The organism is Rubripirellula lacrimiformis (assembly GCF_007741535.1).
GTDB classification, from domain to species: domain Bacteria; phylum Planctomycetota; class Planctomycetia; order Pirellulales; family Pirellulaceae; genus Rubripirellula; species Rubripirellula lacrimiformis.
Genome location: NZ_CP036525.1, coordinates 1,460,053 through 1,483,097 on the forward strand (window position 1 = coordinate 1,460,053; position 23,045 = coordinate 1,483,097).

The 23,045-nt window shown below is 58.5% G+C and carries 13 protein-coding genes; 7 read left to right on the forward strand and 6 right to left on the reverse strand.

Translation table 11 applies throughout. The features are described from left to right. Nucleotides 1–15: 15 nt before the first annotated feature. From K227x_RS05090 to K227x_RS05110, 5 genes are all read left to right on the forward strand, one after another. Nucleotides 16–927 carry a TIM barrel protein gene (locus K227x_RS05090; protein WP_246146541.1) on the forward strand — a complete coding sequence of 304 codons (912 nt, stop codon included), beginning with the start codon at nt 16–18 and terminating at the stop codon, nt 925–927. Between the two features lie 166 nt (nt 928–1,093). After that, the gene (locus K227x_RS05095; protein WP_145168495.1) at nt 1,094–3,754 is read left to right on the forward strand and encodes a hypothetical protein; all 2,661 of its coding nucleotides are present in this window, start codon (nt 1,094–1,096) and stop codon (nt 3,752–3,754) included. A 168-nt stretch (nt 3,755–3,922) separates the two neighbouring features. Beyond that, on the forward strand, nt 3,923–5,347 hold the full coding sequence (locus K227x_RS05100) for a magnesium chelatase (protein WP_145168497.1): 1,425 nt from the start codon (nt 3,923–3,925) through the stop codon (nt 5,345–5,347). Nucleotides 5,348–5,515: 168 nt separating this feature from the next. Beyond that, nucleotides 5,516–7,219, forward strand: coding sequence for a vWA domain-containing protein (locus K227x_RS05105; protein WP_145168499.1), 1,704 nt, complete (start codon nt 5,516–5,518; stop codon nt 7,217–7,219). 280 nt (nt 7,220–7,499) lie between these two features. Beyond that, nucleotides 7,500–7,994 carry a hypothetical protein gene (locus K227x_RS05110; protein ID WP_145168500.1) on the forward strand — a complete coding sequence of 165 codons (495 nt, stop codon included), beginning with the start codon at nt 7,500–7,502 and terminating at the stop codon, nt 7,992–7,994. A gap of 152 nt (nt 7,995–8,146) precedes the next feature. On the opposite strand, the gene rsgA is transcribed toward K227x_RS05110, so the two are convergent. The 3 genes from rsgA to K227x_RS05125 form a co-directional block, all read right to left on the reverse strand. After that, on the reverse strand, nt 8,147–9,271 hold the full coding sequence (rsgA, locus tag K227x_RS05115; RefSeq protein ID WP_145168502.1) for a ribosome small subunit-dependent GTPase A: 1,125 nt from the start codon (nt 9,269–9,271) through the stop codon (nt 8,147–8,149). Between the two features lie 12 nt (nt 9,272–9,283). Continuing rightward, complete coding sequence (gene ftsH / locus K227x_RS05120; RefSeq protein WP_145168504.1) at nt 9,284–11,404, reverse strand: ATP-dependent zinc metalloprotease FtsH; 2,121 nt, start codon at nt 11,402–11,404, stop codon at nt 9,284–9,286. A 121-nt stretch (nt 11,405–11,525) separates the two neighbouring features. Next, nucleotides 11,526–14,516, reverse strand: coding sequence for a RecQ family ATP-dependent DNA helicase (locus tag K227x_RS05125; RefSeq protein WP_145177294.1), 2,991 nt, complete (start codon nt 14,514–14,516; stop codon nt 11,526–11,528). A gap of 2,238 nt (nt 14,517–16,754) precedes the next feature. Between K227x_RS05125 and K227x_RS05130 the strand changes: the two genes are divergently transcribed. Next, nucleotides 16,755–16,943 carry a CPXCG motif-containing cysteine-rich protein gene (locus K227x_RS05130; protein ID WP_145168506.1) on the forward strand — a complete coding sequence of 63 codons (189 nt, stop codon included), beginning with the start codon at nt 16,755–16,757 and terminating at the stop codon, nt 16,941–16,943. 101 nt (nt 16,944–17,044) lie between these two features. Here K227x_RS05130 and K227x_RS05135 read toward each other — a convergent pair whose 3' ends face one another. From K227x_RS05135 to K227x_RS05145, 3 genes are all read right to left on the reverse strand, one after another. After that, entirely contained in the window at nt 17,045–18,304 is a 1,260-nt protein-coding gene (locus tag K227x_RS05135; RefSeq protein WP_145168508.1) for a rhomboid family intramembrane serine protease, read from the reverse strand. Between the two features lie 177 nt (nt 18,305–18,481). Next, on the reverse strand, nt 18,482–19,465 hold the full coding sequence (locus K227x_RS05140) for a dihydrodipicolinate synthase family protein (protein ID WP_145168510.1): 984 nt from the start codon (nt 19,463–19,465) through the stop codon (nt 18,482–18,484). 157 nt (nt 19,466–19,622) lie between these two features. Next, nucleotides 19,623–22,133 (reverse strand): sodium-translocating pyrophosphatase, encoded by a 2,511-nt coding sequence (locus K227x_RS05145; protein WP_145168512.1) that lies wholly within the window; start codon nt 22,131–22,133, stop codon nt 19,623–19,625. A 287-nt stretch (nt 22,134–22,420) separates the two neighbouring features. Between K227x_RS05145 and K227x_RS05150 the strand changes: the two genes are divergently transcribed. Next, nucleotides 22,421–22,876, forward strand: coding sequence for a hypothetical protein (locus tag K227x_RS05150; protein ID WP_145168514.1), 456 nt, complete (start codon nt 22,421–22,423; stop codon nt 22,874–22,876). The last annotated feature ends 169 nt before the right edge of the window (nt 22,877–23,045 follow it).

Below are 23,045 nucleotides of genomic sequence, written 5' to 3' on the forward strand. Positions count from 1 at the left end.
ATCTGAATCTGTGCCATGAAACGTCGTGAATTTTTGCAAGGCCCGGCCTTGGGAGCTTGCTCTGCTGCACTGGTGGCCGGCGCCGCGTGTGCCGATGAAACGTCCCCCGATTCGGCGGCCCGCGATGACGCTGGATCGGCTGGAACTTCGCGTCGGCGTGTCCGGCAATCCGTGATGGGGTGGTGTTTCAAAGATACGCCACCGGTTGAACTCGCCAAGCACTGCCAGCGAATCGGGCTCGAGGCCATCGAAGGGATTGGTTCGGCCGACTACGACGCGGTGACCAAAATGGGGGTCAAGATTTCGCTGGTCAGCAGTCATGGATTTGCCAAAGGCCCACTGGATCCCGAAAACCACGCGATGGTCGAGGCGAAGCTGCGCGATGGGATCGATTTGGCAGTCCGCTATGGGGCCCCCAACGTGATCACGTTCACCGGCATGGCCAAAGCAGGGATTTCGGACGCCGCGGCTCGCAAAAATTGCCTGGCGGCATGGAAACGCGTCATTCCCTATGCCGAACAAAAGGGGATTGGGATTGTCTTGGAACATCTGAACAGCAAGGACGATTCGCACCCTATGAAGGGGCACCCCGGTTACTGGGGTGACGACCTCCATTTGTGTGCCGATTTGGTCCAGGCTGTCGGTTCGCCAAGATTCCAGTTGCTATTTGATATCTATCATGTGCAAATCATGAACGGTGATTTGATCCGGAATGTGAACCGCTATCACGAGATTGTGGGGCATTATCACACCGCCGGGAATCCTGGCCGCGGAGAACTAGACGATTCTCAAGAAATCCAATATCCAGCAGTGATTCGTGCGATAATGAACACGGGATACGATGGCTACATCGCCCAAGAGTTCATTCCGACTTCCGCGGATCCGATCGCCTCGCTAGAGCAAGCATTCACGGTATGTGACGTTTGATCTTGGCTGGGGCAATGGCGGATGGAAGATGGGATGGGTCATGGGACAGTGGAACCTAATCGTCTGTGGTCGTGTCCTAAAACGGATCCGTGACGCCCCGCCGCCCTACCCTGCCCTGCTGTGAAACTTCTCTTGTCGAAGTCGAAGTTTTCACGCGATGACAACCATGACGATCACCCCTACTGAATCCACCGGACTTGATGTCGAAGATTTTCGACGATTGGGGGTCCGCCCCAATGAGTTACGGTTGTCGGTGATCCGTCGTGCCGCGGCACGGACCACGCGCGCTCTGGCACGCCAACAACTGCGTCAGCCCAGCCAACAGCATTCGATTCAATTAACTCGGGTGGCGGTGTCGGCCTATCGGTTGTTGGACCCGAGGCTGCGTCCCAATGCCTACCAACGCGCTCATGTGGGCCGGATCCTGCCGAACACGCTAAGCGGTGCTGGGAAGACCCATTTTCTGGACCAGCCCAGCAGCATCGGCCAGACGACGCAGGCTTTTGATTTGGCGGCTCAACAATCTTCGGTGTCCGAAGAGGTCGCGGAATTGGCTTCGCAGTGGTCCTTGGCAGGGAATGATTTCAACGTCACTGCCCTGCCCTCGTCCGTGGATGACAAGGTTTGGATCAGCAAGGTCGGCGACCACGACTTGCTGCAAACCAGCCCACGGTCCAGGCAAATACGACGGTTGAAGAAGCGGGCTCTGCATCCGTGGGTGTGGTTCTCTGCGGCGGGTTTAGTGGTCGGAACCGTATTGGGGTTCGTGACGCTGGCGCCCCAGTGGAATCCGGTGTCGTTCCGAATCGAAGAACCGGGGCCAGCCGCGGTGGTGGATGCCGTTGTGGCGGGCGCCGAAGCGGCGACCGGAGCCCTGCCCGTACCCAGCGTTCCTGCAGTGGCCGGCGTTCCTGCAGTGGCTGGTGTGCCTGCGGTAGCCAGTGTTCCTGCGGAAGCTGGGGCAAAGGATGCGACCTTGCCAAACGTCGCTGGCGTCATGCCTGGTGTGGGCGGATCGGATACCGGTAGTTCCGCAGGTCTGCTTGCGGATCCGTTTGTCGCAGCGGTCGAAAGAGTGGCTGCCGAACGAGCGGCAGCGGCAACGTCGGTCTCGGGGGCTGGCGCTACGGGAATGTCGGTGCCACCAACCGCCGATTCATTGTTGCAGTCCGCGGACATGGTTCCCGATTCGCCGCAGGGGGCTGCCGCCATCGAAACGCCGAGCGCCGTTGGCCCCACAGCTAAAAATACAAAAAGCGTCCCGTCCGTCTTGCCGCCCAAGCCGCCCGTTTTGCAGGCTGTTCCGCCACAGCCGCTGATCGCCGAAGCCATGCTTCGGCTGGTCGGACTGTATCCAGGTTTGGAAATGGATGTTGTCGGTGGGCCGGATGGTTCGCTGACGCCCGAATTGTGGCAACTGTCCAAAAAGCTGACCCCCGGTTCGCCCGATCACTGGGTCTGTCTATGGTCGATCGCGCGACTGGAATGGGCGACCAAGTCGCGACGCCAGATCGCGGTGCTGTTGGAACCGCTAAGCCGATCTTACCGATTTGATGAACTCGATTTTATGGCGGAAACCTTCGACGCATCGCTGCCCGTTTCCGATTTTCAAATGATCGATGACCATCGCTGGACCGAAGGTGTCGCGCTTTGCGATGAACTGTTGGTAGGCGAACGGATTCTGCGTGGTGATCAATTGGCCAAGCGGTTGACCGCCTTTGCCGCCGAAGGCGACAGCGATAGCCGGTTGCAGTTGGCGAAACAGTTGTCGGCGTCGGCCAAACAGATGAGCCGGCTTCGCGAAACGATCCAGCGCAGCCAGCCAGACCAGACCGCAGACTATCTTGCTGCGATTGGTCGCTACGATGGGCTCTTGCGTCGGCAATGGACCGCCGAATCGATCGCCGGTTTGGTTGAGGCGTCGGATGTGCGCGTCGCCGCTGCGGCGCGTCGTGAACGCGACTTGATCAAGCCGCCGGCTGGCTTGGGGCGTGACGGTCAAGTCGAATCAGCCGTCAAGGATCCGGACGCGATGGTTGACGTCGCCCAGTTGTGGTTTCGTGCTGCCGAGCGTTCGACCGGTCGTGCCGCTGATTCGATGCGAATGCATGCGATCGATTGGATGCAGGATGCGACGGTGCATAGTTCCGGTCTGCAACAGTTAGAGTGGCGGCGGGCGATCGAAGAACACGTGCTCAGTTTGCCGGTGCATCTGCAGCGGCGATTTGCCGTCGACCATTCGCAAGATGCCGATTCGTCGATGAAGCCAAGTTCCGGCATAGGGACGAATCCGAGTCTGGGGGATTCGATTGCTGGTGGGAATGATGCGGCTGGATCATTAGCGGCTGGCACGAAAGCAAACGGTGCTAATCTGCGTGGTCGGATTCTGTCTGCCGATGGTACCGATCTTGGCGTTCAAGTCGACTACCAACTTGGGGTAGCGATCACGCCCAACATGATGGCCACTTTGCAGGAACGTTCGGCGGTTCCCGCGGCCGGAGCGACCATTCGATTGGTAGGCGAGCTGGTCATTGAACGGGACAGCGCGGTCGTTGTTTCGGTTGCCCCAGACTCCGATCAATCGGTGATGGTGGACGGGCAGATGGTGGATGTGGATCCGCTGGACGGCAAAGCCGAATTGGAACTGTCGCTTGGACGCCACCGAATCCTATGGTCGGTGAATACCGATCGGGTGACACGGCCACAGGCATTGGGCGTTCACTACCTGACCGATGGGGGCCGCGTCGCCGTGCAGCCGGCCGACGATGACGGTGCGAAACCTGCAACGACGCGGTTGACGGTTAGCGTCTTGCGCAGCAACGGCTAAAGGAAACCTTTGGGGTTTGCTTGTTCCGCTATTCTTTTTTTGGCCCTCGCTGCGCGGGGCAGCAATGGCTCGACAGGGCACCTATCGTACAAGGGTGTCTGCTGGGATGGGCACCGCCCTACAATCAGTCAACGTGGTTTCGGAAACTCAACTTAGGATAGATGCGGTATGAACGCCATCATGGCTCCCCCCCAAGCAACCACACTCGCAGAACTGCTCGAAAGCGGCTGGGAATCCAAGTCGGTCAAGCAAGAGATCCGTGACAACTTCACTCGCATGTTGGCCGCTGGCGAAGAACTGTTTCCCGGAATGATCGGCTATGAAGACACGGTCATCCCCGAAATCAATCTGGCGTTGTTGGCCGGCCACGACATGCTGTTCCTGGGCGAGAAGGGGCAAGGCAAGAGCCGCATGATGAGGATGTTGACGCGGTTCTTGGATCCCTGGATTCCGTACATCGACCATCCGGATTTGCCGATTCACGAGGACCCGACGAAGCCAATCACTTCGAGGGGCAAACGTTTGATCGCCGAACTGGATCCATCAGACATCAAGATCGCTTGGTGGAACCGCGACCAACGTTATGCCGAACGTCTTAGCCCCGGAACCAAGTTCGCAGATATCATTGGCGAGATCGATCCGGCGAAGCTGACGGGCGGTGTCAGTATGAGTGCGGAAGAGGCTTTGTCGTTCGGGTTGATCCCGCGAATGCATCGCGGCATCTTTGCGATGAACGAGCTGCCCGAACTGGATGAATTGGTTCAGGTGGGGTTGTTCAATATTTTGGAGGAACGCGACGTCCAGATCCGCGGCTATCCAATCCAATTTGATATCGACGTCGTGATCTTATTCTCGGCCAACCCTTCGACCTACAACCGCAGCGGCAAGGTGATCCCGCAATTGAAAGACCGTATCGGCACGATCGTGCAGACGCACTATCCAGCCGAACGGGACCAAGGGATCGAAATCCTGCAGCAAGAGGTCGGGCAACAGCTTGACGGCGACTATCCGGTGTCGGTGCCTTACTTCATGTACCAAGTGGTCGAAGAGATCACCAACCAGGCACGCAAAAGTAAGTACATCGATCAGGCTTCGGGTGTGTCCGCTCGGTTTTCCCTGGCGAACTTTCGCACCATCGTTGCATCAGCTCGTCAGCGTGGAATTGTCCACAACGAAAAACCGGCAGTGCCACGCATCAGCGATCTTGGGCATCTGTATGCCAGTTCGCTGGGCAAGTTGGAATTGGATTTGATGGGGACGCATCAGATGAGCGAACGGCAGGTGCTGGACGCCGTCGTTGCCGAAGCAATTCGAGTCGTCTTTGGCGAGTACGTCGAAGAGCACGGGTTGGCGGACATCGCTGAAATCTTTCGTGGCGGTGTCCGTATCGAAGTCGGTGACATGTTGCCCAGCAGCGACTATGCCCAGCGGCTGAAAAGTGTTCCGCCGGCTTGGGACAAGGCGTTCGAAGTGAACGCGGGCGAGAACGAGGCTGTGCGGGCAGCCTGTGTCGAATTTGTGTTGGCTGGTTTGTATAGCTTGGACAAAATCAGTCGCAGCCAGCGGCATGGCAAAATCCAGTACGACGTCTGATCCGGTTCGACGTTTCGCGTTGTCCGCCGTTCCCCGTCAATCGCACCGTTCCAAACACCCCGTTCCAAATCACACCGATCGGCTGTTCCCGATTCACCGTCGCCTACCCGCATCCGCGGCCACAGGCGGCTCGGTGGCCGCAGCCGCAACCTCCTGTCAGGTCATCTCATGAAGTCTCGTGTCGGTGGTGTCATCCATGCGTACCAAAAGTACGATCCGGTATCGTTCCCGTCACCGACCAGCGAGCCGCCGGATCTGGTTTCGCCGGCGTTCGAACAGGCCATGATGTATGGGAACTATCGTGAACTGACACCCGAGGAACTAGCCAGGGCTGTTCGTTTGGACCCCAGCCAGATTGCTGGCTTGGGCCCAAGTTTGGATCAACTGCGAGCGATGTTGGAAGAACGTCGTCGCAAAATATTGGAAACCTACGAGGCTCGGACGGTCCAAAAGAAGGCGCGGCGGGCGTTCCTGAAATCAACCAAGAATGTGCGCGTGCCCAAGACGCAGGAAAAGGCATTTCGGCAAGCGATCAACTACGAACAGCCCTACATCATCGAACAGATCTGGTACCGCGCCGATGGTGAAAATCCATCCTTGGCCAACGACCTGATGAACATCTCGGCTCGGATGAGCGACAAGCACCATCTGGAAGAATTGGAATCGAATTACGATTTCACAGGGAACGAGTCGATGTCGATTCCCAAGGCGCTGCAGATCAAGGAAGAACTGGAAAAGATCGACGAACTGTTGCGGCAGCTTCAGCAGGCAGCCAAGGACGCACAAATTGGCATCATCGATCTAGAGATGTTGTCCGAGTTTGCTGATAAAGGCGACATGCAGAAGTTGGAAGAGATGCAGCAGCAACTCGAAAACATGATGCGCGAACAAGCCGAGCGTCAGGGGTTGGAAAAGAATCCGGACGGCAGCGGAACATTTCGGCTGACACCACAGGCTTATAAGATTTTTCAGGGACGCCTGTTGCAGCGAATCTTTAGCGAACTGGCTCCGTCGCGAACCGGGCGTCACCAAGGGGACGTCGTGGGCGAAGGTGCCGTCGAACTACAGCAGACCAAGCCCTACGAATTCGGTGACAGTGTCGCCAACATCGACCTGCCGCAGACCGTCATCAATGCGCTGCTGCGTCAAGGCGACGAACGTCCGATCCGTTTGCGCAGCGATGATATCGAAGTCCACAAGACTCGCAATCATCCCAAGTGCGCGACCGCCGTCATCATGGATATGAGCGGTTCGATGCGTTACGAAGGGCAATACATCAACGTCAAGCGAATGGCACTTGCGCTGCAAGGGTTGATCGCGACGGAGTATCCCGGTGACTTTCTGAAGTTCATCGAAATGTTTACGTTCGCGAAACTTCGAACGCCCGGCGAAATCATCGAACTGATGCCCAAACCGGTGACGATCCATGATCCCATTGTCCAGCTTCGCGCCGACATGAGCGATCCTGATATCGGTGAATCCATGGTGCATCCGCACTTCACCAATATCCAGCACGCTTTGCAGTTGGCTCGCCGTAACCTTGCCACCTGCGATACGCCCAATCGCCAGATCGTTCTGATCACCGATGGGTTGCCGACGGCGCACTTCGAAGAAGAACAGCTTTATATGCTGTACCCACCACATCCTCGCACCGAAGAAGCGACAATGCGAGAGGCAGCGATGTGCAACAAAGAGGGGATCACCATCAATATATTTTTGATTCCCAGTTGGTCGCAAAGTCAGGAAGACGTCCAGTTTGCCCAGCGTATGGCCCAGTCGACCAACGGCCGCGTCTTCTTTACCAGCGGCAATGACCTGGATCGATTTGTGCTGTGGGATTACGTCCAGAACCGACGAGAGATCATCGGCTAGCGGCCCTCGGAGCAATGCGTGGCGGACTTTGGAATGGGGTTCGCCAGTTTTCGTTCACGTGCAAGGATGTCTGCCGAAATCCACGACGTCCGTTCTTGTTCCAGCGACCCAGAGGCGAGTGGGCGTCAAGCGATCCGCACGATCGCTACAAGCCGCAGGGTTGGGAAGGTCTCCGCGATGTCAGCGCCGTGTTTGCACGCGTCGCGACCGGATCACGTTCGGCTATGAGCTAGTTTTGCGAAATGGAAGTCTGTGGTTCAATTTTGCTTACGAGTTCACTATGTCTAGTTTGCGTGTGGTTGCGGTCTGTGTGTTTGGAATGGGTGTCCTGTACAGCAGCGGGTTCAATCCCTTTGGTGAAACTGCGGTTGTCGAGCCCGCGAAAACCTTCCAGCAGGATCTGGCCGAAGTGTGCGAGGGGTTGCCGCGATCGGTGTCACCGGGCACGCAGTTGCAAGAGATCAACTTGGTCAACGATCAACGTCTGGAGATGCGTTACGTGATGGACGATGACGCGGTGGTGGCGTTCAAGAATTCGAACGGCCAGAAAGCCAGAGATTGCGTTGAAAGCTTCGTTGATTCCGACCCGCTTAACGAGCTTGCGACGACCGAAGGCATCGAAGTCGAACACATTTTTGTCGATCAATCGGGCAGCCTATTGCTGGCGATGAAGTCCAGTGGCGGTCACGATGGCCTGAACCTTCCCGCCCAAGTAACGACTCAAAAAACGCTGGAAACCCCCACCGGTTTGCAAGCCAACCCGTTCATCAAGTAGCGGCGCCCCAAGACACATGCTGGTTACGGGAAGCGAGGGGGGGGGCAAGCCGTGCGAGGCTACGTGCATTCGGCGACTGCCTGGAAAGGCCGTCCTGCTTAAGATTGTCGTTGCCCTGCAGACATCTTGTCGCCATGCACACTGAGCCGCCGCTAACGCGTGATCGTCAGCAAGTCGTCTTCGAGTAGGTGGCAGTACGCGTCGTAGCGACGGGCATCGATGCGGCCATCGGCGACTGCGTCTTTGACGGCACAGTCGTCCTCGCTGAGGTGCAGGCAGTTGGGGTACCGGCAGGCGCTGACATAGGGGCGTACATCTGGCATCAGCCCTGCGACTTCGCCGGCGGAGATGTCCCAGAGTTGAAATTGGCGGATCCCCGGCGTGTCAAAGACCGCGCCGCCACCGGCTAGTGGGATCAACTGGGATGATGTGGTGGTATGGCGTCCTTTGTCGTTGTCGGTGCTGACGCGGCCGATCGCCAATCCCAGTCCGGGCTGGACGACATTCAGGAGGCTGCTCTTGCCGACGCCGCTTTGGCCTGCCAACGCAGTTTGTTTGCCGTGCAGAAGTTCACGCAGATAGTCGACGCCCATTCCCGATTCAGCGGACGTCATCAGGACTCGGTAACCCAATGCGGCATATGCACCGATGATCGGCTGCAGAGGCGCCGTATCAACCAAGTCGACTTTGTTGATCACGATCACCGGTTCGACATCGCACTGTTTTGCGGTCAACAGGAAGCGGTCGATCAAGACCGGTTTCAGCCCTGGTTGCGCGGCACTCGCGATGATCAACAAGTAGTCGATGTTGGCGACGATGACGTGTTGTTGTCCGCGACTGGTCCGGCAAATGATCCCGTGTCGATCACCGACGCGTTCGATCATGCCATCCTGAGGCGACTGAGCGCGAAACCAGACATGGTCGCCGGCGACCACGGCCGATCGGCCATCGATGCTAAGCGACTTCAGAACTTGGCGGATCGCACATTCGTACATCGTGCCATCATCGGTCATCACCTTGCTTTTCAGACCATGGGCACTGATCACGCGGCCGGTCATCAGTTCCGCTTCGGCAATCGCGGCGTCTGCTTCGCTTTCGGCGATCACCGTTCGTTTGCGAGTCAGGTCTCCCTTGCCGCTGACTCGCTCGCCATGCGATAGATCGGCCAGTTCTTTCCCGCCGGCAAAGTCCCGAGTCAGATCGCCTTGGCGAACACGACCTTGGTGGTGTTTGCGAAAGTCGGTGCGCTGCTTCGAGCTTTTCTTTTTCTTTGCCATGCGGAAAGGGGCCTACTGAACGGCCGGTCCGGGGCTGTGTTCGGCGGCACTTTCGGGGGCCATCGTTTGTGCCACCCCGTCGGTTTTCCGCGTTCGCACTTGGATCGATTCACCGATCAGTTCGGTCAATTCGGCTTCGCCGAGTTCTTCGTGTTCCAGCAGCGCCCGAGTGATCTTTTCCAGTTCGGCGCGGTGTTCACGTAGCAACTGCTCGGCTTTCTGGTCCGCTTCCATCAGGAGGCGAGCGACTTCTTCGTCGACCAATTCTTGCGTATGTTCGCTGAACTGACGGGTTTGGTGGATTTCGCGTCCCAAGAATGGATCTTCATCGCTGGTCTTGTAGCTGACCGGTCCGATCTTGGCGCTCATGCCCCAGTGCGTGACCATCCGGCGGGCGATGCTGGTCGCGCGTTCGAGATCGTTTTCGGCACCCACACAGGTCTCGTTGTAGATGATTTTCTCTGCTGCGCGGCCGCCCAGCAACACGATCAACTGGTGATCGAGTTCGCGTTTGCTGATGCTAAGACGGTCTTCGTTGGGAACGTACTGGGTCACACCCAGTGCTCGACCACGCGGGATGATCGTGACCTTGTGCACCACGTTGGCGCCGTCCAGATGCCAGGCTGTCAGGGTGTGGCCGGCTTCGTGATAAGCGGTCTTTTCCTTCTCGCTATCCAGCAGCACTTCTTCCCGTTTGGCACCCATCAGGATTTTGTCGCGGGCGTTGTCAAAGTCCGCCATGTCGACCACTTTTTTGTCGTGGCGGGCGGCCCAAAGGGCAGCTTCGTTGACCATGTTGCGGATGTCCGCGCCGGTCAGGCCCACCGTGCCAGCAGCCAAGCGATGCAAATCGACATCGTCGGCTAGCGGAACATCACGGACGTGGACCTTAAAGATTTCTTCGCGGCCCTTCATCGTGGGACGCCCGACAGTGATGTGTCGGTCAAATCGGCCGGGACGCAGCAATGCAGGGTCCAGCACGTCGGGTCGGTTGGTGGCGGCAATGACAATCACAGCCTGGGTGCCACCGAAGCCGTCCATCTCGCCTAGGATCTGGTTCAGCGTTTGTTCGCGTTCGTCATGTCCGCCACCCAAGCCAGCGCCACGTTGACGACCGACCGCATCGATTTCGTCGATGAAGATGATCGCCGGGCTGTTTTCTTTGGCCGTCTTGAAGAGGTCCCGCACACGGCTGGCCCCCACACCGACGAACATTTGGATGAATTCGCTACCGTTGACGCTGTAGAACGGGACACCGGCTTCGCCCGCCACGGCGCGTGCCAGCAAGGTTTTGCCGGTACCGGGAGGCCCGTTTAGCAGCACTCCTTTGGGCACCCGGCCGCCTAGTTTTTGGAACTTTTCAGGGGTCTTTAGGAAGTCCACGATTTCTTGCAGGTCGGCTTTCACGCCGTCCAACCCGGCCACCTCTTTGAACGTGACCATTTTGTCACTGGCTTCGAAGCGTTTCGCCGGACTCTTGCTGAATCCCGATAGAAAGCCACCGCCCATCATGTCGCTGCGACCACGCCGCAGCATCATGAACAGGAAGAACAGCACGCCCAAAGGCAACCCAACCATCAACAGGAAGTAGACGATCTGTTCGGTGTTGTCTTTGGATAGGTACCCGTATTCGACGTTGGCTTTTTCAAGTTGGTCCTGCAACTGGACCACCCAACCGGCGTCGGTCGAACGGTTGAAAGCGAACTTCTCTAGGTACTTCTCTGGTTCGCCGTCTTCGTCCTTGCGAATCTCTTTTTCCCCGTCCACTTCGACCGCAGGTGCTTCGGGGCGGATCTTGAAGGTCCCGTAGACCTGGTTTTCGCCAATGCGAATGTTTTCGACGTTGTCTTTGGCCAATTGCGTTTGGAAAAAGCTGGCCGAAACCAAGGACCGCTCTTCTTCGCGGTTGTAGAACAGCATCACCACCAATGCGGCCAGGATCAGCGCGATCAGCAGCGAATTGTTTCCACGGCGATTCTGCTGGGGATCCTGGTTGGCGTTATCGCGGCCCGAGTTGTCTGGGCCCGAACTTGGTTTGCCCGAATCAGGTCGGCCAGAGTTTGGTCGGCCAGAGTTTGGTCGGTCGGGGGTCGGCCGATTGGGGGCGCCATTGTCGTCTGACTTCTTGTCCATTACTTGCCTTCGGGCCTGCTCTGTTTATTCGATATCGAGTGGAGACCCGATATTATTCACGTGCGAAAAGACTACTCAAACTGAGGTTCGCCCCAATTGTAGTGGTTCGTGTCAAAAGTGACTAACCGACGATGGTGTCGGAGGACACGGCGCGGCGGATTCGCTGGGATCCCTGGGGGGAATCCGCCCAGTTGGGGTCCACAGTGTGGCCGGTTAACGCAGCCTTCACCAGATCATTGATGACCGCTTCTTTGTCACATCGACGGATTTCGGCAACTTGGTGGGCAGAATAGCCGTCGCGGAACAGTCGCCACGTCCAGTAAGCGTCGCCAACGTCCGGGGCGTCCGCCAGTTGGGCCGATTCGGCGCCCGACGTGGGGGATGCATCCGGGGTGTCCGCCGCGATGATCCCAGATGGGGCCGTTGGTGTCGCGGGGGTGCCGGCCCCGGTCGTTGCCGGTACAGAATCGCTGGTCGCAGAACCAGCGGACTCAGGCACGGGGGGCGGATCCGCTGGTGACGGTGTTGCCGCGGCCGATGTTGCCTGTGCCGATATTGCCGCGGCCGATGTTGCTGGGGCCGCGTCCGAATCTTTCGATCCCCCATCCTGATCCCCGTCCAGCGATGGAGATTCCAGTTCGACACAGGGGCTGCCCTCGATTTCGTCCAAGGCGGTGCTGATCAGCTGAATCAGGTCGTAGCCGAATTGTTCGATCGTCGCCGAACCGACGCCGGCGATGTTTTCCAATTGAGCGGAATTTCGAGGTGATGCCTGTGCGACTCGCTGCATGGTCGAGTTGGTCAAAACACGGAATGCCGGGATCCCCAGCGCCGCGGCTGTCTTGCGACGCCATCGTTTCAGAGTTTCCAGGACTTCGGCCGTCGTGGCTTCGGAAGCGTCGGGCGGCGCAGCGTCGGCGTCCGGGGTGGTCGATTCGGAATCGGTGCCGGCCGATTCGGTTTGCACGTCCCCCGATTCGATCTCGCGTGATGCCCGCGACAATCGCTTGGCCAACGGCGGTGATAGGCGGACCGATGGCGGCAGCGGCGCGTTGCCCAACATCACCTGTTTTCCAGCTTCGGTCATGTGGATCGTTGGTCGCCGTTCGTCGACTTCTTTTTGTTCTAGCAATCCCGATTCGGTCAACGCGTCCATCACCGCCACCACTTCGGACTGTTTCAGTTCTGACAACAGCCCGTAGGTGCTGAGCCGGTTCAGTCGCCACTGTTGCAGTTTTTTGCTTTTGGATCCGCACAGCATCTGGGCGACCAAGATTTTTCCGAACCGTCCGTGCATCCGTGTCACGCCGCTAAGCACTACTCGGATGCCGCGCAGCAGCGAAACCGGGTCGACGCCTTTCATGGCGATCGTCAGCGAGACATCGGATCCGCGTCCGACGCTGCCATCGTTGGGGGCACATCGGTCACAGGTGCCACAGTTGTCGGCTTCGGTTTCGCCGAAGTAGCTCAGGATGACTCGTTGGCGGCAACCCGACGTGCGAGCAAACTGGATGACCGATTCAAGTTTTTCGGTTTCCGCAGCTTTCCGCTGTGCGAGTTCGGCGAAGTCGATCTGCAGTTCGTCAAAGCTGCGGTCACGGTCGGTGAAATGCACCGCTCGGCCCCGGAACGGCGGCACATAGTCAAACGCTTTCAGGCGTCGCAGTTCCCGCAGCGTCCGTGTCAGTTGGTCCTTTTTGACGTCGGCCATTTCTTGCAGTCGAGCTGGGCGAACGAAGACGTCTTCGTGTCGCCGACGGCCAACGATTTTTTCAATCGCCAACATGACCTTGCGACGAATCTTGGCTTCTTTGGGTAAATAGTCCAGCATCGATGGTGCATCGCTGTCGATCCGCAGCATCGCGTAGTTGGCGTTCGGATCGAGTCGCCGCAGCACACCGGATTTCGCCAGCAGAGTTTGCGCGGTTCCAATCGATTCGCTGCCGTCTTTGACGTCGATGGCTTCGCGAACTTGGTCCAAAGTCAATTCGATCGGGTCTTCTTCGCGTGTCAGCAGGAATTCGTAAACCTTGCGGACGGTTTCTTTGGACGGATAGCGGTTGTCGATAAAGAATTCTTGGATGTATCGATCGCTGTACGAAAACAGCAAACGGCATTCACTGTTCAATCCGTCTCGCCCTGCCCTGCCCGCCTCTTGGTAATACGCTTCCAAGCTGCCTGGCATGTTGTAATGGACGACATACCGGATGTCCGACTTGTCGATGCCCATGCCAAACGCGTTGGTGGCAACGATCGCGGACAGTTTGCCCGACATGAAGTCGTCTTGGACTTTGCGGCGTTGCCCAGGGTCCAGTCCGGCATGATAGACACCGATCGGGCGGCGCACCTTTTCCGGCAACCAGTCGGCCAGTTCCTCGCATCGTTTGCGTGTGGCGGCATAGATGATGCCGGACCCGGTTTGTGATTGCAGGTAAGCCAGCAGTGTGTCGTTCTTTTCCTGATCCGTCTTCGCGGGCGAAACACTAAACCGAAGATTGGTACGGGCGAACCCGGTCACAAAGGTTTGGGGGTGATCCAAACCCAAGATTTCGATCACGTCGTCGCGGACCAGTGGCGTGGCCGTCGCGGTCAACGCGATCGTTTGGACGTTGTTCAAGTAACGTCGCCGGAACCGACCCAAACGCGAATAATCGGGCCGGAAATCGTGCCCCCATTCGCTGACGCAGTGGGCTTCGTCGATCGCCAACAACGTGATGCCAGCCGATTCGGTCGCTTCTAGAAAACGGCTGTTGCGAAGTCGTTCGGGAGCGACGTAGACCAGGTCCAATTTGCCCGCCGCCATCTCGTTCATCACATCGGTCTGCTGCGAGGCCGACAAAGTGCTGTTGATCAATCGGGCCGCGATGCCCAGGTTCTGAAGCGCGTCGACCTGGTCCTTCATCAGCGCGATCAGCGGCGAAACGACGATGGTCGTACCGGATCTAGCCAAGCTGGGCAGCTGGTAACACAGGCTCTTGCCCCCGCCGGTGGGCATCACACACATCACATCTTTGCCGCTGGCGACGGCATCGACGACTTCTCGCTGGCCAGGCCGGAAACTGGTCAGTCCAAAACGGCCTAGCAGTGCAGTTGGATCCGAGGTGTCAGCCATGACGATCAAGGTTTTTGAGCAGGGATGGAGCGAAACCGATGATTCAGGCGTGTTTTGCTGGATGATCACATCCCAGCCAGGCCCCAATCGCCGCAAACCACAAGTATAGGGCGTCAAGACGATCGCCACGAGACAAGCCAGAGGACGAAATGCAGCAGATCGCAATCACCGGCATGGAGAGCCCCGAAATCGTATCGCCGCCCGGCCAACGCCCAGCACGCTGGTTTTGGGACGCGCGGCCCGTTGGGCACGCGGTTAAACGATTGGTGGTGGCGGTTTTGGTGTCGGGTTGTTAGGTGTTGTTCGTTTAACCGCTTGGGCACCGCCCAGCGCGCTGGGTTTGAAACGCGCGGCCCGCTGGGCACGCGGTTAAACGATTGGTGGTGGCTTTGGTGTCGGGTTGTTGGGGGCTGTTCGTTGAACCGCTTGGGCACCGCCCAGCGCGCTGGGTTTGAAACGCGCGGCCCGCTGGGCACGCGGTTAAACGATTGGTGTGGCTTTGGTGTCGGGTTGTTGGGGGTTGTTCGTTTAACCGCTTGGGCACCGCCCAGCGCGCTGGTTTTGGAAACACGCGGCCCGTTGGGCACGCGGTTAAACGATTGGTGGTGGCTTTGGTGTCGGGTTGTTGGGTGTTGTTCGTTTAACCGCTTGGGCATCGCCCAGCGCGCTGGGTTTGAGACGCGCGGCCCGCTGGGCACGCGGTGAAACGATTGGTGGTGGCTTTGGTTTCGGGTTGTTGGGTGTTGTTCGTTTAACCGCTTGGGTATCGCCCAGCGCGTTGGTTTTGGAAACGCGCGGCCCGTTGGGCACGCGGTTAAACGATTGGTGGTGGCTTTGGTGTCGGGTTTTTTGGGTGTTGTTCGTTTAACCGCTTGGGCATCGCCCAGCGCGTTGGTTTTGGGACGCGCGGCCCGTTGGGCACGCGGTTAAACGATTGGCGGTGGTTTTGGTGTCGGGTTGTTAGGTGTTGTTCGTTTAACCGCTTGGGCACCGCCCAGCACGCTGGTTTTGGGACGCGCGGCCCGTTGGGCACGCGGTTAAACGATTGGTGGTGGAGGTTTGGTGTCGGGTTGTTGGGTGTCGGGTTTTTTGGGTGCTGTTCGTTTAACCGCTTGGGCATCGCCCAGCGCGTTGGGTTTGAAACGCGCGGCCCGCTGGGCACGCGGTTAAACGATTGGTGGTTGGGTTTTGGTGTCGGGTTTTTTGGGGGTTGTTCGTTTAACCGCTTGGGCATCGCCCAGCGCGCTGGTTTTGGGACGCGCGGCCCGCTGGGCACGCGGTTAAACGATTGGTGGTGGCTTTGGTGTCGGGTTGTTGGGTGTTGTTCGTTTAACCGCTTGGGCACCGCTCAGCGCGCTGGTTTTGGAAACGCGCGGCCCGTTGGGCACGCGGTTAAACGATTGGTGGTGGCTTTGGTGTCGGGTTGTTGGGGGCTGTTCGTTTAACCGCTTGGGCACCGCCCAGCGCGCTGGTTTTTGGGACGCGCGGCCCGTTGGGCACGCGGTTAAACGATTGGTGTTGGAGGTTTGGTTTCGGGTTTTTTGGGGGCTGTTCGTTGAACCGCTTGGGCACCGCCCAGCGCGCTGGTTTTGGGACGCGCGGCCCGCTGGGCACGCGGTTAAACGATTGGCGGTGGTGGTTTTGGTGTCGGGTTGTTGGGGGTTGTTCGTTTAACCGCTTGGGCACCGCCCAGCGCGTTGGTTTTGGGACGCGCGGCCCGCTGGGCACGCGGTTAAACAATTGGTGGTGGCTTTGGTGTCGGGTTGTTGGGTGTTGTTCGTTTAACCGCTTGGGCATCGCCCAGCGCGCTGGGTTTGAGACGCGCGGCCCGTTGGGCACGCGGTTAAACGATTGGTGGTGGAGGTTTGGTGTCGGGTTGTTGGGTGTTGTTCGTTTAACCGCTTGGGCATCGCCCAGCGCGCTGGTTTTGGGACGCGCGGCCCGCTGGGCACGCGGTTAAACGATTGGTGGTGGCTTTGGTGTCGGGTTGTTGGGGGTTGTTCGTTTAACCGCTTGGGCATCGCCCAGCGCGCTGGTTTTGGGACGCGCGGCCCGTTGAGGCACGCGGTTAAACGATTGGTGGAGGTTTTGGTTTCGGGTTGTTGGGGGGGCGTTTAACCGCGCGGCCCGTTGACGCCATCGCCTCAGGTGGGACTTTGGCACTAAGATGGGATCGGTGGTTCGACCGTGTGCACCACCATTTGCAACGGATGCTGTTCCGCTTAACCAGGACGTCTGATGGACAACGAAGGAACTTACATTTGCGATAGCTGCGGCGAAGAGATTGTGATTCCGCTGGATCCTGTCGAAGGTCGGTCGCAGCAGTATGTCGAGGACTGTCCGGTGTGCTGCAACCCCAGCGTGATTCACGTCGACTGGGTCGACGACGAACCGCGGGTGTGGGCCGAGGCCGAACAGGACCACTAAGCAGGACCACCGAATCGGGCCCCTGGCCCGGACCCCTGGCCCGGGATCAACTTCGTCCCAATCCGTGGCTGCGGATCGGATCGTTGATTCCAACCGATTCGCTACCTTCGGATCTGGCAGGCGTTCAGAATCGATTTTCGTTTTGCTTCGGTTTTGCTACTCAACGGACCTGTCATCTGGTTCAAGGTCGCTGTCGCAACCACGGGGTCGCCCTGATGGAACAATTGGATCTTGGCGATCTGCAAACATGCCGCGTTGGATCGGGCGCTGTCGCGGCGCACCAGTTGTTGCAGAGGCTGGATTGATTCGTCGAACAGGCGGCGTTTGGTCAGCAGTCCGATCAGTCGAACCAGCAGTTCTTCGTGCAGGATATGCCATCCGATCGTTCCACCTGCTTTCTGGAAGATGGACCAGGCCGCAGATTCCTGTTCATTGGCAATCGCCTCGCTGAGCGATCGGATCAAGATTGCGGCATTGTGTGGCGTGCTGGCCGTCGCGTTTCTTGCCACCGCAGCGCGTACGGATGGGGTTGGATGGGAATACAAATGCGGGTTGGCTCGGATTTGACGTAGTGCCGAGTCATCCTGATACGCCTTGCGATTCTGTAGCGTCATTTCGGCATCGGCCAAAGCATGGCGAGTGCGAAACAGAGAGCCGACGATCAGCAGTGGATTGAAAGACCATCGGAGCTGGCCAATGGTGCCGTAGCGTGAAAACAGATCCCAGCCTTCGCAGTCCACTTTTCCGCTGCGAAGCATGTACACGCCGAACGGGATCCCGACGATCACGCCCAGCAGATGCAGAACGGGTGTCGACACACTGAAGTGATTGAAATAGGCGCCTAGAAAGTCGCAAGCGATGTAAAAGAGGCCGACCTGAACGATCTTGAAATCGATCTCTCGTACAAATACGTAATAGATGAACAGGAAGTGCATATCGTTCATCGGCGCCCAGATGATGGCGATCACCATCAACGCAAAGATCACTCCCGATGCACCCAGGGCGCCGCCGGCCGATACGGTGAAGTAACCGGCTAGCTGCGTGATCATTCCATCGAAAAACGCCAGTTGGAAATACAGGATCGCGAACCGACGCCAGCCGATCTTTCCTTCGACCACCTGGCCAAAGCACCACAAGAAAATCATGTTGCCGACTAGGTGCAACCAGGACGCGTGCATGAAAACACCGCTGATCCATTGCAACGGGTGGATCCAATGGAATTGGATGATCAACCAATCGTAGTGCAACGTATCGCCCATGCCGGTCGCCAAAAATAACGCGACATTCAAAACCATCACGATCCCGGTTGTGATGGGAAGGTACGGCGTGGGCGCATCGGTGCCGTAGGGCATCAACAGCATTTCAGGTCCGCAGCGTCGAAAGGATGCAACGTGAAGGACCGGTCACATGCTTTCGCGGCGAGACGGATCCACATCACCGGGGTGGTTGGGAACCATCCCCATCCATTCAGGCTCGGTCAGAGCGCCGGCAGGGCGGAAAAACGTGGAACGATTTTTTAGGCCGCAATCAGCGGGCGGCTATTTCAGCTGCCGCATCACGCTTTGCACGATCTGCTGGATCGTGTCGGCGGGCATGCCCAAGGGTTGATCATCGTCCAGCGATGACGAATCGTTGACCAAGGCATCGATTTGACGCTGGGTCCGCTGGATGTCTTCGCGCTGAGCCGCTGAGATCGGTACGCGTCCGGGGCCCAAATCCCAGCCACGTGATCGTGCACCCGCACGGAAACCTTCGGGGAATTCGCCCAGGCTGATCATGGCGTCAAACAGAGGCAGCAGTTGGTACTGCAGTCGCATGGCTCGTTCGATTTCGCCCGCTTTGACACTGCGGTAAATCGCGCCCGTCAATTCGGGCACAACTCCGCTGGTCGCATTGGTGCCGCCATCACAGCCGGCAATCAACATCGGCACCAAGGCCGCGTCCCAACCGGTCAGGAACGTGAATTCTTCTCGCATGGGGCGAATCGCGGCAATCATTCGCATCATGTTGGGCAGGTCGCCGGAACTGTCTTTGATGCCGACCACGCGGGGGCATTCCGATGCCAGTCGGATCACCGTGGGGACATCGATCGGCGATGCAAACAACGGGATGTTGTACAGCGTGACATCGATCGAAACGTTATCGGCGATCTCGCGAAAGTAGGCGTAGACGCCTTCGCTGGACAACCGATAGTAAAACGGTGCAACGATGGCGACGGCGCGGGCGCCCATCGCGCCGTAGGCGTCACAGGCTGCGATCGTTTCGCGTGCGTTGGCTTCGGCGGCACCCGCCAATACGGGCACACGGCCGGCGGCCTGTTGGATCACCACTTCGGCGATTCGGCGGCGTTCGGCGGGAGTGAATCGAACAAATTCGCCGGTGCTGCCGTTGGGGTACAAGCCATCGACACCGCTTTCGATTAGCCAGTCGACATAGCCGCACAGCTTGTCTTCGTCGACACGACCGGACGCATCCACTGGGGTGATGTTGGGTGTCAAAATTCCAGAAATGCGTTCAGCCATGTTTGGTCGCAACGAGGTCAGACAGAGGAAGTGAGGTGGGCCGGGTTGGTCCTGGGGCGGACGCAGGGTCAGGCACCTGTGGGGGGGCGACGCCGAATCTTCGCTGTCCCGGTGAGGGAATCGCTGGGGGGGGGGGCAGCGGTCAATCGGCGGACGTTTAGAACCAGCCGATCGCGACAAGTGAGTATCGGACGACAAGGCCAGCGACAACGACGCTGACCATGCTCATCAGTTTAATCAAGATATTCAGGCTTGGCCCGCTGGTGTCCTTAAAAGGATCGCCCACGGTATCACCGACCACGGCGGCCTTGTGCGCTTCGCTGTTCTTTCCACCGTAATTTCCCGCTTCGATGTGCTTTTTGGCGTTGTCCCACGCGCCTCCGCTGTTGGCCATAAAAACGGCCAAGCAAAATCCACTGGTCAGACAACCGGTCAACAGACCGATCACACCACCGACGCCCAGCACCAATCCGGTTGCGATCGGCAACCACAGACCCAGCAAACTGGGCAGGATCATTTCACGCTGCGCTGCTTGCGTGCTGATCGCGACGGGCCGTTGATAATCAGGTTTGACCGTCCCGTCCAAGATGCCAGGGTTTTCGGAAAATTGGCGACGGACCTCGATCACCATTCCTTGTGCGGCGCGGCCGACGGATTTCATCGTCATCGCGCAAAACACAAACGTGCTCATGGCGCCTAGAAAGACTCCGATCAACACGCGTGGGTTCATCAGAGTTGCGTCGTAATAGACCAAAAAGTCGTGCAAATCCGCCTTCAACAACGGCACCCGTCGACCCGCCACGGATGGGGCAACGGCATCTGCCACCGGTTGAACCGCCGCAGGCCTAGTCGCAGCAAGGGCCGCAGGATCGTTCGAATCGTTTTGTTCGGAAGTATCCAACGATGCGGGCACGGGCTGCGGCGCAAAATTGGTCGAATAAGACGGCATCAGCAGAAACACATCGTTCTGGTCGCCCGTTCGCTGGACGGCAAGCGTGTCGTTGATCATGTGATAGCCATCGCCCAATTGTTCGCTGACCACGTGGTCGTCGCCCCAACGTTGGAATCCATCTCGCACACTTTCGACATAAGCGGCCAGCAGGGCCAGGGCCGTCAGGGCTGCCGACCCGATCGCGAACCCTTTGCCCGTCGCTGCGGTCGTGTTGCCAAGGCTGTCCAGTGCGTCGGTTCGATCGCGAACCACGTCCGGCAACCCGGCCATCGAAGCGTTTCCGCCGGCGTTGTCGGCGATCGGGCCGTAGGCATCGGTGGCCAACGTGATCCCCAGCGTGCTTAGCATGCCAACCGCTGCGATGCCGATTCCGTAGAGTCCCAGCGAAAACCGGGTGGAGTCGCTGAAGTCGCCACCATTGGCAAACCCAAACGCCAGCAGCATTGCCGTGCACACGATCACGACGGGCGCCCAGGTGCTTAGCATCCCGTCGGCGACGCCACTGATGATCAGCGTTGCAGGTCCAGTCTCGGCCTGCTTGGCCAAGTTTTGAGTGGTGGCGTACTCGTCACTGGTGACTCGCTCGGTCCATTGCCCGATCGCCCAGCCGGCGACCAATCCGACCACGATGCTGACCGAGATCCCCGGAACCACCCCCAACACCAAGGTGCCTGGGACCGCGGGCATCAACGCCCAGGTCACCGCAACGGCGGCCACGGATACCAACACAGCCGACAGGTTGATCCCTTTGGCTAATGCTTTCAGAAGTGACTTCTGTGACAGTTCTTCACCGGTCTTCACTGCATAGATGCCGACAATCGAAAGCAGGATCCCGGTGGCTGCGATCGCGATCGGCAACAGCATCGCGTGCAACTGCGCGGTGGTGGTGTCGGTTCCTGCGGGTAACAGTTCGCTGCTGCGAAACGCCGCCACGCCCAGCGCCGATGCCGCAAGGATCGATCCGCAATAGGATTCGTACAGGTCGGCTCCCATGCCGGCAACGTCCCCCACGTTATCGCCGACGTTGTCAGCGATGGTGGCTGGATTTCGTGGCGAGTCTTCTTTCAGGCTTTGTTCGACTTTACCCACCAAGTCGGCGCCCACGTCCGCGGCCTTGGTGAAGATGCCACCACCGACACGAGCGAACAGTGCTTGCACACTGGCGCCCATTCCGAACGACAGCATCGCAACCGAAATCTGTTGCAGGTTCATGGCCGCATCCTGGCCAGCCACCATCGGGATGCCCCAGTACATGATGGCGAACCAGCCACAGACATACAGCAGCCCCATGCCGACCACGGTTAGGCCCATCACGGCGCCGCTGCGAAAGGCGATTTGGAGCCCATCGTTGAGCGAATGTTGGGCTGCCGCGGCGGTTCGGCTGCTGGCCCGGGTTGCGGTTTTCATGCCGAACCATCCGCACAGCCCGCTGAACAAACCGCCCGAAAGAAATGCGACGGCAGCGAATTCGTGTTGGACTCTTAGCCCGAACGAAGCGATCGCCAGCAGCAGCGCAACGACGCCGAATACGATCGCAACCCATTTGAATTGCTGTCGCAGGTAGGCATCGGCTCCGCTGCGCACACTTTCGGCGATCTCGCGCATCGCATCGTTGCCTTCGTCGGCCCGCATCATCTCGGCATAGAAACGCCAAGCCCAGGCTAAGCCTGCGATCGATGATGCGGTCGCAAAACACCAAACGGAAAACGCAAACATTGCTCCGCCCTTTTGTGGATGTCCAACATGGTCAGCAGAACTCGTGGCATCAGAACTCAGAACATCAACGCGACCGAGCGCGCCGAAGCCCATCCCTTGAACCTTAGCGTTGACAACCACCGCTTGCCACAGCTTGGCGATGGAAATGTCGCATCCACCGCGCGCCCCTTCGCGGTCGGGAATCGGCCTCACTGGATAGCCATCCAAAGTGGCGCTGCTCAGCTAAATCCACCGAGACCGGCGACAAGCAAGGTGATAGGAATTGAACTTCATCGTGAAAGTGAAAAATGATTCAGTGTGCCCCGCAAGGAATATGTTCTCGGAACTACTGGCTGACGACGGCAGGTCATCATGCATCGGCCGAATTCAATTGGTGTACCGAACAGGGAACGTTGACGATCGATGGGACGCAGTACCAGGTCTGTAAACAGGGGATGTTCAGCGGAAAGTGGGCTTTGGAATCCGGCGGCGAAGTGGTGATGCACGCCAACAAACGAAGTGTCCTGACGCGCAGTTTCGACATTTTTGTCGGCCAGCAGGTTTACCTGATGTCAGCCGCTTCGATCTTTTCGCGGAAAATGGTCATCACCGGCAACGGGGCCGACGGAATGATCGCAAAGGTTCATGCCTGGACCCGCCGCGCCAAAATCACCGGCGTTGTTCCTGATTTTCGGGTGGCGTGCTTTGGTTTTTGGCTGACCGCGTTGATGTGGCGACGCGAAGAAAAGAGCGCCTCCGGCTAGGCATCGGACCGTTCCCACCCGCTGCCCCCTGTGGGCGGGTTGGGGGTTTGGCCGCGGATTGGCGATTCTGCCCCCCCCATTTCCGTGCCGATGCGGACTGGATCCAGGCAATTCGTGCGTATTGCGATGATCGTACCGGTTACGGGCTTTGTGGCGACTGGAAGAACGC

What these genes read in the sequence shown, in the direction of transcription:
- K227x_RS05090 (WP_246146541.1), top strand. Translation starts at nt 16, where the DNA reads ATGAAACGTCGTGAATTTTTGCAAGGCCCGGCCTTGGGAGCTTGCTCT.
- K227x_RS05095 (WP_145168495.1), top strand. Translation starts at nt 1,094, where the DNA reads ATGACGATCACCCCTACTGAATCCACCGGACTTGATGTCGAAGATTTT.
- K227x_RS05100 (WP_145168497.1), top strand. Translation starts at nt 3,923, where the DNA reads ATGAACGCCATCATGGCTCCCCCCCAAGCAACCACACTCGCAGAACTG.
- K227x_RS05105 (WP_145168499.1), top strand. Translation starts at nt 5,516, where the DNA reads ATGAAGTCTCGTGTCGGTGGTGTCATCCATGCGTACCAAAAGTACGAT.
- K227x_RS05110 (WP_145168500.1), top strand. Translation starts at nt 7,500, where the DNA reads ATGTCTAGTTTGCGTGTGGTTGCGGTCTGTGTGTTTGGAATGGGTGTC.
- rsgA (WP_145168502.1), bottom strand. Translation starts at nt 9,271, where the DNA reads ATGGCAAAGAAAAAGAAAAGCTCGAAGCAGCGCACCGACTTTCGCAAA.
- ftsH (WP_145168504.1), bottom strand. Translation starts at nt 11,404, where the DNA reads ATGGACAAGAAGTCAGACGACAATGGCGCCCCCAATCGGCCGACCCCC.
- K227x_RS05125 (WP_145177294.1), bottom strand. Translation starts at nt 14,516, where the DNA reads ATGGCTGACACCTCGGATCCAACTGCACTGCTAGGCCGTTTTGGACTG.
- K227x_RS05130 (WP_145168506.1), top strand. Translation starts at nt 16,755, where the DNA reads ATGGACAACGAAGGAACTTACATTTGCGATAGCTGCGGCGAAGAGATT.
- K227x_RS05135 (WP_145168508.1), bottom strand. Translation starts at nt 18,304, where the DNA reads ATGCTGTTGATGCCCTACGGCACCGATGCGCCCACGCCGTACCTTCCC.
- K227x_RS05140 (WP_145168510.1), bottom strand. Translation starts at nt 19,465, where the DNA reads ATGGCTGAACGCATTTCTGGAATTTTGACACCCAACATCACCCCAGTG.
- K227x_RS05145 (WP_145168512.1), bottom strand. Translation starts at nt 22,133, where the DNA reads ATGTTTGCGTTTTCCGTTTGGTGTTTTGCGACCGCATCATCGATCGCA.
- K227x_RS05150 (WP_145168514.1), top strand. Translation starts at nt 22,421, where the DNA reads ATGATTCAGTGTGCCCCGCAAGGAATATGTTCTCGGAACTACTGGCTG.